General features: G+C 70.7%; 9 protein-coding genes. 1 reads left to right on the top strand and 8 read right to left on the bottom strand.

Going from position 1 to position 14,257, the window contains the following annotated elements; genetic code table 11:
• Nucleotides 1-82 precede the first annotated feature (82 nt).
• The 8 genes from AB0L25_RS06450 to dnaA form a co-directional block, all read right to left on the bottom strand.
• Nucleotides 83-1,177, bottom strand: a complete 1,095-nt coding sequence (locus tag AB0L25_RS06450) for a DUF3566 domain-containing protein (protein WP_500169266.1) — start codon at nt 1,175-1,177, stop codon at nt 83-85.
• A 42-nt stretch (nt 1,178-1,219) separates the two neighbouring features.
• Nucleotides 1,220-3,718, bottom strand: a complete 2,499-nt coding sequence (gyrA, locus tag AB0L25_RS06445; protein WP_500169585.1) for a DNA gyrase subunit A — start codon at nt 3,716-3,718, stop codon at nt 1,220-1,222.
• Between the two features lie 94 nt (nt 3,719-3,812).
• Complete coding sequence (gyrB, locus tag AB0L25_RS06440) at nt 3,813-5,762, bottom strand: DNA topoisomerase (ATP-hydrolyzing) subunit B (RefSeq protein ID WP_500169264.1); 1,950 nt, start codon at nt 5,760-5,762, stop codon at nt 3,813-3,815.
• 352 nt (nt 5,763-6,114) lie between these two features.
• Nucleotides 6,115-6,687 (bottom strand): DciA family protein, encoded by a 573-nt coding sequence (locus AB0L25_RS06435; RefSeq protein WP_500169262.1) that lies wholly within the window; start codon nt 6,685-6,687, stop codon nt 6,115-6,117.
• A gap of 211 nt (nt 6,688-6,898) precedes the next feature.
• On the bottom strand, nt 6,899-8,023 hold the full coding sequence (recF, locus tag AB0L25_RS06430; protein WP_500169260.1) for a DNA replication/repair protein RecF: 1,125 nt from the start codon (nt 8,021-8,023) through the stop codon (nt 6,899-6,901).
• A 165-nt stretch (nt 8,024-8,188) separates the two neighbouring features.
• Nucleotides 8,189-9,109 (bottom strand): phosphogluconate dehydrogenase (NAD(+)-dependent, decarboxylating), encoded by a 921-nt coding sequence (gnd, locus tag AB0L25_RS06425; protein ID WP_500169258.1) that lies wholly within the window; start codon nt 9,107-9,109, stop codon nt 8,189-8,191.
• A 113-nt stretch (nt 9,110-9,222) separates the two neighbouring features.
• Nucleotides 9,223-10,365: a DNA polymerase III subunit beta gene (gene dnaN / locus AB0L25_RS06420; RefSeq protein WP_500169256.1), complete on the bottom strand. Its 1,143-nt coding sequence runs from the start codon at nt 10,363-10,365 to the stop codon at nt 9,223-9,225.
• Between the two features lie 662 nt (nt 10,366-11,027).
• Nucleotides 11,028-13,265, bottom strand: coding sequence for a chromosomal replication initiator protein DnaA (gene dnaA / locus AB0L25_RS06415; protein ID WP_500169254.1), 2,238 nt, complete (start codon nt 13,263-13,265; stop codon nt 11,028-11,030).
• Nucleotides 13,266-13,973: 708 nt separating this feature from the next.
• On the opposite strand from dnaA, the gene rpmH reads away from it, so the two are divergent.
• A complete protein-coding gene (gene rpmH, locus AB0L25_RS06410; protein WP_192759082.1) occupies nt 13,974-14,111 on the top strand; it encodes a 50S ribosomal protein L34 in 138 nt (45 codons plus the stop codon).
• The last annotated feature ends 146 nt before the right edge of the window (nt 14,112-14,257 follow it).

Below are 14,257 nucleotides of genomic sequence, written 5' to 3'. Positions count from 1 at the left end.
CGGCGCAACGAGAGATTACCCCATCTGGAGCGGCAACCGGAAATCGATATCGGACGGCCGCGGCGGAGCGGGCGCGCAGTGACTACTCGGCCTCCTTGAGCGTCACCTCGACACCGCCCACGAGATCCGCGGTGAGGTTGTAGATCACGGACCCGACCGTGGACAGGGCCGTGATGAGCAGCACGTTCAGGGCGCCCACCAGCACCGTGTAGCCGAAGACGCGGAAGAACGAGAACCAGCTCGCGGAGTCGACGCCGGAGGCGGAGCCGTCGTCGCCCTCGGTGAGGCTGTTGATCGTGTCGGTGAGCGCGTCGAACACGCCGAGGCCGGACAGGATCACGTACAGGACCACGACCGCGACCAGCAGCACCACGAAGCAGACCAGCGACAGGACGAAGCTGAACTTCATCACCGACCACGGCTCGAGGCGCGCCAGCTGCAGCTGCGCCTTGCGGGCCGGCTTCCCGTCGCCCTTGCCGCCCTTGCCCCCGGCGGGCTTGCCGGACGCGCCGCCCGCGGTCGTGGCGGGGACCGGACGGTCGCGCAGGACGGTGCCCGCGAACCCGCCGCCGGCCGCTCCGGAACCGGACGGCGGCGTCTGCGCGCCCGCCGGGACGGGCGGGGCCGACGGGGCGGAGGGAGCGCGCGGGGAGGGCGGCGGGGACGGCTGCTCGGTGCGGCCCGCGGAGACGGAGGCGGCGGGCTCGGCGGGCTTGGTCCAGTCGGAGCCGCCCGACGAGCCGGACGAGCGGGCCGGCGAGCCGGTCGGGGCGCTCGGGGCGCTCGACGGGCTCTTCGCCCCGGACGTCCCCTTGGCGTTCGACGCGCCCGGAGCGTCCTTCGCGGAGCCCTTGGCCCCCGCCGCCTTCGAGCCCGACGAACTCGACGAGCCGGACGAACCAGACTTCGCGCCCGTGGAGTTCGCCGAACCCTTCCCGGCGTCGTCGACGACCGTGTCGTCCGCCGTCGACGAACCGGACCCGGCCGCGGAGCCCGACTCGGGCTCGTCGTCGACCTTGGCCAGGTCGGTCCTCGTCTCCTCGGCGCCCCGGCCGACGCCGGCCTTCGCCTCGTCACGGCCCGGCTTGGCGGAGGCGGCCGCGACCGTCCCGCCGCCGGGCTTCTTCGCGCTCCCCTTGCCGGTGCCGCCCTTGTTCTCGCCGGGCTCGGTGCTCACGTGTCGTCCTCCTGGCCTAGCGGCGGGACGAGACCGGCTCCATTACTCGTCCTCGCCACTCTCGGCTTCCTCTGCGTCATCCATGGACTCTACGTTCCTCGCGATGGCCACGACGCTGTCCCCGTCGGCGAGGTTCATCAACCGCACGCCCATGGTCTGCCTGCCGGACTGCTTGATCTCGGCGGCGGTGGTACGGATGACGCCGCCGTTCGACGTCATCGCGAACACCTCGTCGTCCGGGCCGACCATGAGGGCCCCTACCAACGTGCCGCGCGCCTCAACGATCTTAGCGGTGAGGACTCCCTTACCCCCACGTCCTTGGAGCGGGTACTGGTCCGCCGGCGTCCGCTTCGCGTAGCCGCCCTCCGTGGCGACCAGGACGTCCTGCTCGCTGCCCTGCACGACCAGCATGTTGAGGACCTCCTGGTCCTCCTCGAACCGCATGCCGATCACGCCGGACGTCGCGCGGCCCATCGGGCGCAGCGAGTCGTCGTCGGCGCGGAACCGGATCGCCTGCGCGCCGGTCGACACCATCAGCAGGTGGTCGTCGGACGACACGAGCCGCGCCGCGATCACCTCGTCGTCGTCCACCAGGTTGATCGCGATGATGCCGCCGGTGCGGGGCGAGTCGAAGTCGCGCAGCGCGGTCTTCTTGACGCGGCCCTTCTTGGTGGCGAGCACGAGGTAGGGCGCCACGTCGTAGTCGCGCAGGTCCATGACCTGGGCGATGTGCTCGTCCGGCTGGAACGCCAGCAGGTTCGCGACGTGCTGCCCGCGCGAGTCGCGCCCGGCGTCCGGCAGCTCGTACGCCTTGGCCCGGTACACGCGGCCCTTGTTGGTGAAGAACAGGATCCAGTGGTGCGTCGTGGTGACGAAGAACTGGTCGACGATGTCGTCCTGCTTCAGCTGCGCGCCGCGCACGCCCTTCCCGCCGCGCTTCTGCGCCCGGTACAGGTCGGTGCGGGTCCGCTTCGCGTAGCCGCCGCGGGTGATCGTGACGACGACGCCCTCTTCGGCGATCAGGTCCTCGTAGGACACGTCGCCGTCGAACGGGACGATCTGGGTGCGGCGCTCGTCGCCGAACTTCTCGACGATCGGCTCGAGTTCCTCGCCGACGATCCGGCGCTGCCGATCGGGCGAGGCGAGGATGTCGTTGTAGTCGGCGATCTCCGCCATGAGCTTGTCGTACTCGTCGGTGATCTGCCGGCGCTCCAGGGCGGCGAGCTTGCGCAGCTGCATGTCCAGGATCGCCTGCGCCTGGATCTCGTCGATCTCCAGGAGGTTCATCAGGCCCTGCTGGGCCTCCGACGCCGACGGCGACCGGCGGATCAGCGCGATGACCTCGTCGATGCGGTCGAGGGCCTTCAGCAGCGCGCGCAGGATGTGGGCGCGCTCCTCGGCCTTGCGCAGCAGGAACCGGGTGCGGCGGACGATGACGTCGATCTGGTGCGCGACCCAGTGCCGGACGAACTGGTCGATGCGGAGCGTGCGGGGAACCCCGTCGACGAGCGCGAGCATGTTCGCGCCGAACGTCTCCTGCAGCTGCGTGTGCTTGTACAGGTTGTTGAGGACGACCTTCGCGACCGCGTCCCGCTTGAGGACGATCACGAGCCGCTGGCCCGTCCGTCCGGACGTCTCGTCGCGGACGTCCGCGATGCCGTCCAGCTTCCCGTCCTTGACCCCGTCGGCGATCTTGAGGGCGAGGTTGTCCGGGTTGACCTGGTAGGGGAGTTCGGTGACGACGAGGCAGGTGCGGCCCTGGATCTCCTCGACCTCGACGACCGCGCGCATCGTGATCGAGCCGCGGCCGGTGCGGTACGCCTCCTCGATGCCCTTGCGGCCGACGATCAGCGCGGCGGTGGGGAAGTCGGGGCCCTTGATCCGCTCGATCAGCGCCTCGAGCAGCTCCTCATCGGTCGCGCCGTAGTTGTCCAGGTACCACCGGACGCCGTCGGCGACCTCCCGCAGGTTGTGCGGCGGGATGTTCGTCGCCATCCCGACCGCGATGCCCGCGGACCCGTTGACCAGCAGGTTCGGGTAACGCGACGGCAGGACGTCCGGCTCCTGCGAGCGGCCGTCGTAATTCGGGGTGAAGTCGACGGTCTCCTTGTCGATGTCGCGCAGCAGCTCCATCGCCAGGGGCGCCATCCGGCACTCGGTGTACCGCATGGCCGCGGCCGGGTCGTTGCCGCGCGAGCCGAAGTTCCCGTTGCCGTCCACCAGCGGGTACCGCATCGACCACGGCTGCGCCAGCCGCACCAGCGCGTCGTAGATGGCCGAGTCGCCGTGGGGGTGGTAGTTCCCCATGACGTCGCCGACGACGCGGGCGCACTTGAAGTACCCGCGGTCGGGACGGTAGCCGCCGTCGTACATCGCGTACAGGACGCGGCGGTGCACCGGCTTGAGCCCGTCGCGGACCTCGGGAAGCGCGCGCGCGACGATGACCGACATCGCGTAGTCGAGGTAGCTCTTCTGCATCTCGACCTGGATGTCGACAGGTTCGATCCGTTCGCCCGGGTGGGGGCCGCCCGCCGTGGTCATGTCCGTCACTTAGCTGACCTCTTCTGCTTGAAGGGAAGGAAGTACGTTCACCGCTACGGTTCGGGCCGCTGGGAGCCCGGCCCGTGCCCGCACCTCAGATGTCGAGGAAGCGCACGTCCTTGGCGTTGCGCTGGATGAACTCGCGGCGCGGTTCGACCTCCTCGCCCATGAGCACGCTGAACAGCTCGTCGGCCTGGGCGGCGTCGTCGAGCTGGACCTGCAGGAGCACCCGGTTCTCGGGGTTCATCGTGGTGTCCCACAGCTCGTTGGCGTTCATCTCGCCGAGACCCTTGAACCGCTGCACCAGGTCGCGGGGGCGCGGGTCGCGCTTGCCGGCGGCGATGCCCGCCTCGATGACGGCGTCGCGCTCGGCGTCGGAGAACGCGTAGTCGACCTCGTTGCCCCGGGCGTCCCACTTGATCTTGTAGAGCGGCGGCTGCGACAGGTACACGTGGCCGGCCTCGATCAGCGGCTTCATGAACCGGAACAGCAGCGTCATCAGCAGCGTGTTGATGTGGTGGCCGTCGACGTCGGCGTCCGACATCAGGATGATCTTGTGGTAGCGGAGCCGGGAGATGTCGAACTCGTCGTGCACCCCGGTGCCCAGCGCCGTGATGATCGCCTGGACCTCGTTGTTCTTGAGGATCTTGTCGATCCGCGCCTTCTCGACGTTCAGGATCTTGCCGCGGATCGGGAGGATCGCCTGGTACTGGACGGCGCGGCCGCCCTTCGCGGAGCCGCCCGCCGAGTCGCCCTCGACGATGTACAGCTCCGACTGCGCCGGGTCGGTGGACTGGCAGTCCGACAGCTTGCCGGGCAGCGACGTCGTCTCGAGGAGGCTCTTGCGGCGCGTCAGATCCCGCGCCTGCCTCGCCGCGACCCGCGCGCGCGCCGCCTGCGACGCCTTGTTGATGATCTCCTTGGCCTCGCCCGGGTTCTCCTCGAACCAGTCGCGGAGGTACACGTTGCAGGCGCGCTGGACGAACGACTTCGCCTCGGTGTTCCCGAGCTTCGTCTTCGTCTGCCCCTCGAACTGCGGGTCGGCGAGCTTGATCGAGATGATCGACGTGAGGCCCTCGCGGACGTCCTCGCCGGTCAGGTTGTCGTCCTTCTCGCGCAGCAGCCCCTTGTCGCGGGCGTACCGGTTGACGATCGTGGTGAGCGCCGCCCGGAACCCCTCCTCGTGGGTGCCGCCCTCCGCCGTGTTGATCGTGTTGGCGAAGGTGTGGACCGACTCGGCGTACGACGAGTTCCACTGCATGGCGATCTCGACCGACATGCCCTCGGTGGAGTCCTCGAAGTAGACGACCGACTCGTGGACCGCCTCCTTGCGGGCGTTGATGTAGCGGACGAAGTCCTGGATGCCGCCCTCGTAGTGGTACCGGACGACGTGCGGTTCGCCGTTCCCGTCACCGTTCGCGTGGTCGGGCCGCTCGTCCCGCAGGGTGATCGCCAGCCCGCGGTTCAGGAACGCGTACTCCTGCATGCGCCGCGACAGCGTCTCGAAGTTCCACTCGGTGGTCTCGAAGATCTCCGCGTCGGGCCAGAACCTGATGAGGGTGCCGGTCTCCGATGTCTCCTCGCCCTTGCGCAGCTCCGTCTCCGGGCCCTGCCAGGTGTAGGACTGCCGCCAGACGTGCCCGTCCGTGCGCACCTCGGCCTCGAGCCGGGTGGACAGCGCGTTCACCACCGCGGACCCGACGCCGTGCAGGCCGCCGGACACCGCGTAGGACTTGCCGTCGAACTTGCCGCCCGCGTGCAGCGTGGTCAGCACCAGCTCGATGGCCGGCCGCTTCTCCACCGGGTGCTCGCCGACCGGGATGCCGCGGCCGTTGTCGAGCACGCTCACGCCGCCGTCGGCCAGCAGCGTCACCACGATGTCGTCGGCGTAGCCCGCCAGGGCCTCGTCGACCGAGTTGTCCACGATCTCGTAGACCAGGTGGTGGAGGCCGCGCTCACCGGTCGATCCGATGTACATGCCCGGGCGTTTGCGCACCGCCTCGAGGCCTTCAAGGACAGTGATCGAACTAGCGTCGTACGCCAAAGGAGATCCTCCTGCCGGGGATGTCTGCCGCCCCACGCCCGGAGGGAGCGCGGTGTGCCCCGTAACACACATGAGGGCGCCCCTGTGCTCTGTTCACACCTGGTCAGAGCCCCGGGCACCCCACGGCGGCGCAGCATCCTGTACCCGATGTCATTCTACCGGGTCGCACGGCGAAAAGTGGCACTCACGCGGCGCTGTGTGCGCGTGTGGCGGCCGAGCGACACCGGAGGCACATCCCCCCATGACTCTGGGGGGGTTCTCTGGCCTACGGCACGCTCGTCGCCGAACTCGTCGCCCTGCATCCCGAACAGATGTTCTCACCCGGCACTGACAAGGTCGGCGGTTCCGGGACTCAGCGGGCGCGCCACGCCCCGCCGCGGCGCGGGCCCGACGACGGGCCGACCACCTTCACCCGCCGGACCGTCCCGTGCCCCAGCTCCTGGTTCAGCCGCCGCACGAGGTTCGACGACAGCAGCCGCAGCTGCGTCGCCCACGTCGCCGAGTCGGCGGCGATCGTCAGCTCGCCGTCCTCGAAGTGCTCCGGCCGGGTGTGTTCGGCCAGCTCGGGCCCCACGATCCCCGCCCAGTTGCCGAACACGCCGCCGACCGCCGCGCGCTGCTCCCACCCGCGTGTCGCGAGCAGGTCGCGGATCGCGGCCCCGAACGGCTTCGGGTCCCCGCCGCGCCCCGGATCCCGGCTCCGCACCGGCAGGCCCCCGCCCTTGCGGCGGTTCTTGTGGCCGGGGAGGGTGCCCCGCTTCAGCGCGTCCGCCTTCGCCTGCGCCAGCGCCTCCCGCGCCAGCTCGATCCCCGACTTCCCGGACGCGGCCAGGGGATCGGCGGGACGCGCGGCATCGGCGTCCCCCGGCTCGCCGTCGGCGGCCCCGCCGGTGGCGCCGTCCACATCCTGTGGATCCTCGCTCATGTCACCCTCCTCCCCACAGCCTGTGGACGACCATTCTGACCGCACCCCACGACACCCGACAGGACGACCCGTCCGAAGGGACGCCCGCCGCCCGGCCATCGGGCCCGGCGCGGCCGCCATGCGCGGGACGGCCGCCGCGCAGAGCACCCGGTACGCAGGGGGACGGCGGCCGCGGGGCGCCCGGCCCTGCGGCACCCCAGCGCCCTGCGGGTCACTCCCGGAGGACTTGGCCGTCCGACACGGCGAACGTCGCGCCCGTCAGTTCGTCCGGTACGTCGGCGGGCACGGCGGCGGTGATCAGGACCTGCTCGGCCGGCGCGACCATCCCGGCGAGGCGGCTGCGGCGCCCCGCGTCCAGTTCGGCGAAGACGTCGTCGAGGATCAGCACCGGGTCGTCGCCGTCCGCCCGCAGCAGGTCGAACGCGGCGAGCCGCAGCCCGAGCGCGAACGACCAGGACTCGCCGTGGCTCGCGTACCCCCGCGCGGGCAGCTCCCCGAGGCGCAGGACGAGCTCGTCCCGATGCGGGCCCACGAGACTGACGCCCCGCTCCAGTTCCTGCTTCCGCGTGTCGCCCGCGGCCGCGAGCAGCTGCTCGGCGAGTTTTCCACGGTCTGTGGACAACTCGGCGTCGCCCAGCGAGCTGCGGTACTGCAGATCCGCCGCCCCGCCGCCGGGGGCGAGCGCATCGTACGCGCGCGCGACGAGCGGACGGAGCGCGCCCACGAGGTCCAGCCGCGCGGCCAGCAGTTCGGCGCCCGTCCGGGCGAGGTGCGAATCCCACACGTCGAGGGTCGCGAGGACCTCCGGGCCCGGCGCGCGGCGGTGCGCCGCCGCCGACTTCAGCAGGGCGTTGCGCTGCTTGAGCACCCGGTCGTAGTCGGACCGCACCCCCGCGAAGCGCGGCGCGCGCGCCGTCAGCAGCTCGTCCATGAACCGGCGCCGTTCCCCCGGGTCGCCCTTGACGAGCGAGAGGTCCTCGGGCGCGAACAGCACGGTCCGCACCATCCCCAGGATCTCGCGCGGCCTGGGGACGGGCGACCGGTTCAGCCGCGCCCGGTTCGCCTTACCGGGGTTGATCTCCAGCTCGATGAGGGCCTTGCGGTCGTCCTTCACCGCACCGACGCGGACGATCGCGCGCGGCGCGCCGTGCCGCACGAGCGGCGCGTCCGTCGAGGCCCGGTGGCTCCCGTGCGACGCGACGTAACCGACGGCCTCGACCAGGTTCGTCTTGCCCTGGCCGTTCGGCCCCACGAACGCGGTGACCCCCGGCTCGAGCGCGACCTCGGCGGCCGCGTACGAGCGGAAGTCCTGGAGCGAGAGGTGGGCGACGTGCACGGAACACGAGCGTAGAGCCTCCCACCCCCTGCCCCGCCCACAACGCCCACCGCCCGTCGGCCCCGGTCTCCGGTCCCCGCCCGCCCTGGGGGGCCGACCCCATCTCGAGTGTCGAGGGTCGTCCCCCGAAGGCGGGGGGAATCCACGGGGTGTGGATAACTTTCGTCAGACGGTGGGCGGGGTGACGTCGGCGCCGGGGGAGTCGGCGCCCTTGGCCGACTCGACGGCGTGGCCGCCGAACTGGTTGCGCAGGGCGGCGACGACGCGCATGGCGGGGGAGTCGTCCTGGCGGGAGGCGAAGCGGGCGAAGAGGGACGCGCTGATCGCGGGCAGGGGGACGGCGTGGTCGACGGCGGCCTGGACGGTCCAGCGGCCCTCGCCGGAGTCGTTCGCGTAGCCGCGGATGTCGTCGAGCTCGGGGTCCTCGGCGAGCGCGCGGTTCATCAGGTCGAGCAGCCACGACCGGATGACCGTGCCCTCCTGCCAGCTGCGGAACGTCTCCGGCACGTTCGTCACGACGTCGCTGGCCTCGATCAGCTCGTAGCCCTCGCCGAAGGCCTGCATCATCGCGTACTCGATGCCGTTGTGGACCATCTTCACGAAGTGGCCCGCGCCGACCTTGCCGGAGTGGACGAACCCGAACTCGCCCTCGGGCTTGAGCGTCTCGAAGATCGGCATGAGGCGCGCGACGTGCTCGTCGTCGCCGCCGACCATGAGCGCGTAGCCGTTCTCGAGGCCCCACACGCCGCCGCTGACGCCGCAGTCGACGAAGCCGATGCCCTTGGCCGCGAGCTCCTCGCCGTGCTTCTGGTCGTCCACATAGTGTGAATTGCCGCCGTCCACGACGATGTCGCCCTCGTCGAGGATCTCCCCGAGGCCGTTGATCGTGTCCTGGGTGGGACGGCCGGCGGGCACCATCACCCACACGGCGCGCGGCGGGGACAGGCGGTCGACCAGCTCCTGCAGCGAGCCGACGTCGCTCAGCGCGGGATCGCGGTCGTAGCCGACGACCGTGTGGCCGCCGCGGCGCAGCCGCTCGGCCATGTTGCCGCCCATCTTGCCCAGGCCGATGATGCCCAGCTCCATGTTCACTCCCCTGTGCTTCGTCTGCGCGCGCGCCGGTCGGGACGCGCGCCGATCCGCGAGGGCGGCTCCCCCGCGGATCGTCCGTCCCCCCTGTGATGCCCGTGAACCGATCCTTACCCGGACAGACGCACCGGCATGATCAGGTAACGGTAGTTCGGGTTCGCGCCTTCCTCCGGCGGCTTGCCGGTGAGCACGGCGGGCTTGGTCGGGGTCGTGAACGACAGCCGGGCGACGTCCGAGCCGATCGCCGACAGGCCCTCCTGCAGGAACCCGGGGTTGAAGGCGATGTCGATGTCCTCGCCCTCCAGGTTGGCCTCCAGCGCCTCGACGGCCTGCGCCTCGTCGCCCGTCCCGGCCTCGAGGACGACCTCGCCCTGCCGGAACGACAGCCGGACGGGCGTGTTCCGCTCGGCGACGAGCGAGACGCGCTTGACGGCCTCGATGAACGGCGCCGTGTGGATCTCGGCGTGGCCGGCGTACTCGCTCGGCAGCAGCGACCGGTACTTGACGAAGTCGCCGTCGAGCAGCCGGGACGTGGTGCGGCGGCCGCCGCCCGCGAAACCGATCATGCCGTCGCCGGCGCCGGACGTGCCGCCGAGCGCGATCGACACCTCGGCGCCGGACGTCAGCGACTTGGCGGTGTCGGCGAGCGTCTTGGCCGGGACGAGCGCGACGGCGGAGAAGTCGGGACGCTCGGGCTTCCAGTGCAGCTCGCGGACGGCGAGGCGGTACCGGTCGGTGGACGCGAGCGTGACGGTCTCGCCCTCGATCTCGACGCGGACGCCGGTGAGCATCGGGATCGTGTCGTCCTTGCCCGCGGCGATCGCGACCTGGGAGACGGCGGCGGCGAACTCGTCGCTGCCGACGGAGCCCGCGGCGGGCGGCATCTCCGGCAGGGTCGGGTAGTCCTCCACGGGCATGGTGAGGAGGGTGAACTTGGCGCTGCCGCAGCGCACCATCACCTTCGCCCCGTCGGTGGTGATCTCCACAGGGTGGGGAGGAAGGTTCCGGCTGATCTCGGCGAGCAGCCGGCCCGACACGAGGACGGTCCCGGCCTCTTCGACGTCGATGTCGGTGGAGACCTGCGCGGAGACCTCGTAGTCGAACGCCGAGAGCCGCAGCCGGTCCTCGTTGCCCTCACCCCCGGCCTCGATGTGCATGCCCGCCAGGACCGGGACCGGGGGCCGGGGCGGCAGCGTGCGCGCCGTCCAGGCCACGGCGTCGGCGAGGGCGTCTCTGTCGATGCGGAACTTCAAGGGGACCCGCCTCCTGCAGGTGTCGGACAACGGTTCGGTGCGAGCACCTCGGTCCGGGCTCTCGGGGCGCGTTTTCCCCAGGCCCGAACTTGAGGTGAATCTTTTCTTGGGTAGAGAACAGGTGTGGTCTTAGTAGTAGGGGCTGTGGACAGTGTGGACAGAGGCCATCGTCCCAGGTGAGGCCCCGTATTTTTGTCCACGGGCGGGCTGTGCACGAACTGTGGAGGACGAGGGCCGCCTGTGGAGGGCGATTCTGTGCCCACAGGCCGTCCCCAGGTCATCCACCGGTTATCCACGAGTTTTCCACGGGTTCTCCACGCCGGTCGGCGGGATCCGGCGGGACGCGCGGGGCGGGGGCTCGGTCGTCCACCGTTCGTCCCCAGGTCGTCCCCAGCTTTTCCACCGGTTTTCCCCAAGACGCGGGCGCCGGTGCATAGCCCGTCCACAGTCGTCCACACTTCATCCTCAGGTTTTCCACGGGTTGTCCACGGGGTTATCCACGAAAATCCCCAGGGTTTTCCACAACCTGTGAGTAGCCGCTTCCGTTTTGCCGAGAGGGCGGATTATGTCGTTTCTGTTCCGCCCGCCGGCTGTGGACGACGGGAACGGCGGCCGTCCACAGTCCCGGGGAGGGAGTTTTCCACAGGTCGGGGCCCCTGTGGTCAGTGCCTGCTCGCCTGGTGCTTGATCCGCCCGGTCAGCTCGGTGACCTGGTTGTAGATCGCGCGCCGCTCGGCCATCAGCGACCGGATCTTCCGGTCGGCGTGGATGACCGTCGTGTGGTCGCGGCCGCCGAACTGCTGCCCGATCTTGGGCAGCGACAGGTCGGTCAGCTCCCGGCACAGGTACATCGCGATCTGCCGGGCGGTCACCAGCATCCGGGACCGCGACGGCCCGCACAGGTCGTCGATCGTCGTCCCGAAGTACTCGACGGTCTGCGCCATGATCATCGCCGCGGTGATCTCCGGACCGGTGTCGTTCGGGATCAGGTCCTTCAGCACGATCTCGGCGAGCCGCATGTCCACCGACTGCCGGTTCAGGCTCGCGAACGCCGTCACCCGGATCAGCGCGCCCTCCAGCTCCCGGATGTTCGTCGCGATCTGCGAGGCGATGAACTCCAGGACGTCCGGCGGCGCGGCCAGGCCCTCCTGCCGGGCCTTCTTCTGCAGGATCGCGATCCGCGTCTCCAGCTCGGGCGGCTGGACGTCGGTCGTCAGCCCCCACTCGAACCGGTTGCGCAGCCGGTCCTCCAGCGTGACCAGCTCCTTGGGCGGGCGGTCGCTGGAGATGACGATCTGCTTGCTGGCGTTGTGGAGGGTGTTGAAGGTGTGGAAGAACTCCTCCTGCGTCTGCTCCTTGCCCTCAAGGAACTGGATGTCGTCGACGAGAAGGATGTCCACGTCCCGGTAGCGGCGGCGGAACCCGTCCGCCTTGCCGTCCCGGATCGAGTTGATGAAGTCGTTCGTGAACTCCTCCGAGCTCACGTACCGGACGCGCGCCCCGTTGAAGAGGCTCTGCGCGTAATGACCGATCGCGTGGAGAAGGTGCGTCTTGCCGAGTCCCGAGTCGCCGTAGACGAAGAGCGGGTTGTACGCCTTCGCCGGCTGCTCCGCCACCGCGACCGCCGCCGCGTGCGCGAACCGGTTCGACGACCCGATGACGAACGTCTCGAACGTGTACTTCGGGTTCAGCCGCGCGTGCTCGGACGTCCCGGAGCCCGAGCCGCCGCCGGACCCGTGCGTCCCGCCGGGGCCGCCACCGGGCGCTCCGCCGCCGGGGCCTGCGCCAGGGGCCCCGCCGGGGCCGCGCCCGTCGGAGGCGTCCTCGTCGCGGTACGCCTCTTCTCCCCGGTACGACTGGTCGGAGCCCCCGAACGGGCCCTCGCCGCCCTGGAAGGGGCCCTCGCCGTGGCCGGTGTCGCTTCCGGGCTCGCGCTCCTTGCCCTCCGCGTGCCCGCCCGGACGCAGCGGGCCGAGCGTCCGGTCGTTCAGGTGCGAGGGCGCGTGCGGCGGACGTCCGGGAAGATCGCCCCCGAACCCCTCGGAACCCCCGTATTCGGGGCCGTAGCCCTCGGACCCACCGAAGCCGGAGTTCTCGGGACCGCCGTACCCCTCGCTCCCGTATCCCTCGTTTCCGTAGTCGCCGCCCGCTCCGGGAGGACGCGCGCGGTAGCCCTGGCGCCCGTCGAACGGGCCGGGACGGGACGAACCGAACGGGGGCTGCCGGGGCGCCGAGGGGTACCCGCCTCCATGCTCGCCCTCGCGCTGCGGCCAGCCACGGTCGTCCTCCCCCTGTGGATAACCACCGGGGCTGTGGGTAACTCCGGGCTGCTGCCGGTACCCCTTCTCGCCGTACCCCTGGTCCCCGTAGGACTGCTCCTGGTACTGGCGGTCAGGGAACTGCGCGTCTTTGTACTGGGAGTCCCCGTACTGCTGGTCGCCGTACGGACGCTCCCCCTCGTGCGGACGATCGTGCGGACGCTCATGTGAACGGTCGTGCGGGCGCTCGTGCGAGCGGTCGTGGGGACGTTCGCCATAGGAAGAAGGCGCCGGTTCGTGCGGGCCGAGGCCGGGGATCGGCGCGGACAGCGGCTCGCCGCCCGCGCGGGGCCCGCCGCCGGGGCCGGGCGCCGAGGATGCCGGCGGTTCCGGCTGGACGGTCACCGCGACGCGGATCTCACGGCCCAGCTCGCGCGACAGCGCCTGCGTGATCAGGCTGCGCAGCCGCGTCTCCAGGGCGTCCTTGGCGAACTCGTTCGGCGCGGCGAGGAGGGCGGTGCCCTCGACGAGGGCCAGCGGGCGGACCATCGGCAGCCATGCGCGGTAGCTCGGAGACAGATCGCTCTCGGCCAGTGCGGTGAGGGTGCGGGCCCAGACCGATCCGAGATCCTGACCGTCCATGCGCAAGGTCCCCTCCCCACATCTCCGTCGAACGGAGTACCTGACTGCCCTGCTGTTCCGCGGGTGGCGTCCCGCCTCGTGGGGCACGTCCGCGATGCGGAAGCCCTACTCTCTCACGAGTTGTCCACAGAGTTTTCCACATGCTGTGCATAGTGGTGCGGCGCCTGTGTATAACTCTCAGGCGCACCCTGAAGGAACGGTCGCGAGGTGCCCGGCCACGGAAGGACCGGTGCGGAAAAGGAGTACAGGTACGGGAGGATTAAGCGCATGATGCCGACAACAGATGACCGAAGAGGCGTCGGCTCGCCCGGAAGACGATAGCCGCTGTCAGGCCCACCCGCAACAGAAGACGTCCCGGCCACCGTCCGCCCCTTGGACGCCGGGGCCTGCACGCACTCGCGTCCGCGCGGGCGCACCGTCCACCGCCGGCGCCGCCCTGTGGATAACTTTGGGGACGTGTCGCCGTCCACAACGGGACGCGCGGGCGGGACCCGCGCCGCCGGCCCGTGCCGGGAGGGGCGTTCCGTTTGACCGGGTCCTCGATGAGCCCGTAATGTGCTGAGGTCGAGACGCATCGACGGAGATGCCGCGTGCCCGCCGACCGACCCACTGGGAAGAACGGGTGGGCCCCCGCTGCGGGGGACCAGACGCGGCCCTAGATGCGAGCCATCGAGCCTTAACGATCCGACCGCAGCACTGGAGCCTCAAGTGAGCAAGCGTACTTTCCAGCCGAACAACCGTCGTCGCCACAAGAAGCACGGCTTCCGGCTGCGGATGCGCACGCGTGCCGGGCGCGCCGTCCTCGCCGAGCGCCGCCGCAAGGGCCGCGCCCGGGTCGCGGTCTGAGCCCACCCCACCGTGCTGCCGTCCGGACACCGGATGCGGCGGCGGGACGACTTCACACTGGCCGTGGGGGGGGGGGGGGGGGGCCGGCGCCCGGGGGGGCTTAGACCACCGACTAAAACAAAAAAACGAGGCGAAAAAAAGTATTT

Source organism: Spirillospora sp. NPDC052242 (assembly GCF_040679555.1).
Classification (GTDB): Bacteria; Actinomycetota; Actinomycetes; order Streptosporangiales; family Streptosporangiaceae; genus Spirillospora.
This window is presented reverse-complemented; position numbering and strand designations above follow the sequence as displayed.

Bases quoted from the DNA above. Each gene is read 5' to 3' on its own strand.
- gnd (WP_500169258.1), bottom strand. From the start codon at position 9,109: ATGGAGCTGGGCATCATCGGCCTGGGCAAGATGGGCGGCAACATGGCC.
- AB0L25_RS06435 (WP_500169262.1), bottom strand. From the start codon at position 6,687: ATGAGCGAGGATCCACAGGATGTGGACGGCGCCACCGGCGGGGCCGCC.
- gyrA (WP_500169585.1), bottom strand. From the start codon at position 3,718: ATGACCACGGCGGGCGGCCCCCACCCGGGCGAACGGATCGAACCTGTC.
- dnaA (WP_500169254.1), bottom strand. From the start codon at position 13,265: ATGGACGGTCAGGATCTCGGATCGGTCTGGGCCCGCACCCTCACCGCA.